Here is a 1,248-nt window from a genome sequence, read left to right on the forward strand (position 1 = left end):
TGTTTTATTAAGTTTGTTCAATCAGGATTTAGTCGTTATTATTTAATAACAGTTTTTTAAGGGACTAATATTATGCGTTATCTCTGGGTGATATTGCCCTTGTGCTTGGACCTTACCGCCTGCCAAAGTGCTTATTACTCAGCTATGGAAAAAGTGGGCGTGCATAAACGCGACATCCTGGTAGAGCGAGTAGAAAAGGCGCAGCAGTCCCAGCAAGAAGCGCAGCAGCAATTTAAATCGGCATTAGCGCAGTTCAGCAGCTTACTTAAGTTCGATGGTGGCGACTTACAACGCATGTATGAGGCCACAGATAGTGAGTTTCAAGCCTGCGGCAAAGCTGCAGCAAAAGTCAGCGAGCGTATTAATAGTATTGAGGCGGTTGCAGAAGCGCTCTTCGACGAATGGCAAGACGAACTTGAGCTATATAGCAATGACAGTTTAAAACGCGACAGCGCCACTAAACTTGCGGCCACTAAACGACAATACAACAGTTTACTTAAAACTATGCGTCGCGCAGAGCAAAGCATGCAGCCGGTGCTTTCATCACTACAAGATAACACACTGTATTTAAAGCATAACCTTAACGCAAGTGCCATCGGGACTTTGAAAAGTGAGTTCAATTCCATCCAAAATGATATCAATAAACTGATTGCTGACATGAATACAGCAATCAAACAAAGCGAACAGTTTGTTGCCACGCTAAAGCAATAACAGTGCATCAGTTACTTTGATAGTTTAATAAAAGAGGTAAGGTATGGCGGGTCAAGGTTCAGGAGGCAATGTTATTGCCGCCCTATGTAATGCGTTTATCCCAGGGTTAGGCCAGTTAGTACAAGGGCGAATTTTAGCCGCTATTATTTTCTTTGTGGTTTGTGCAGTAGGCTATGCATTATTTTGGTTGGTGATCCCCGCGATTATTGCTTCCATTGCGCATTTGTGGGCGATTATTGATGCCGCAAAGTTTCGCCCCCAAAGGATCTGACCTTGAGGGGCAAATTTAGCCCCCGTTGCAAAGACGCATGGTCATCGGCAGTGCCCGGTGGCCTCATGTCAATTTAAGCGGGTATTGAATTTGCAGGTTGGAGTCTGGTTGGTTTGAGACATGCGTTTTCTTTTACAGGGCAATCACCTTTCCCCGATAAATAATCAGACCATTTGCTGCCGCGCGCACGCCCATCGGGCCAATAATCTGATCATAGGGCTCTTTGGCACCAAAGGTCGTTGCCTGCACAATGGCCTGATCTTTAG

Annotated in this window: 2 protein-coding genes; both read left to right on the forward strand. The window is 45.1% G+C overall.

Annotation, left to right across the window (positions count from 1 at the left end; all coding sequences use genetic code 11):
• Positions 1-72: 72 nt before the first annotated feature.
• Positions 73-711 carry a DUF2959 domain-containing protein gene (locus tag V7D78_RS08660; protein ID WP_333608049.1) on the forward strand — a complete coding sequence of 213 codons (639 nt, stop codon included), beginning with the start codon at positions 73-75 and terminating at the stop codon, positions 709-711.
• Between the two features lie 43 nt (positions 712-754).
• Complete coding sequence (locus V7D78_RS08665; RefSeq protein ID WP_333608050.1) at positions 755-982, forward strand: hypothetical protein; 228 nt, start codon at positions 755-757, stop codon at positions 980-982.
• Positions 983-1,248: the final 266 nt, after the last annotated feature.

It is taken from the genome of Arsukibacterium sp. (assembly GCF_036735525.1).
GTDB lineage: Bacteria > Pseudomonadota > Gammaproteobacteria > Enterobacterales > Alteromonadaceae > Alishewanella.

Excerpts from the sequence above, each read along its gene's own strand:
- V7D78_RS08660 (WP_333608049.1), top strand. The coding sequence starts at position 73 with ATGCGTTATCTCTGGGTGATATTGCCCTTGTGCTTGGACCTTACCGCC.
- V7D78_RS08665 (WP_333608050.1), top strand. The coding sequence starts at position 755 with ATGGCGGGTCAAGGTTCAGGAGGCAATGTTATTGCCGCCCTATGTAAT.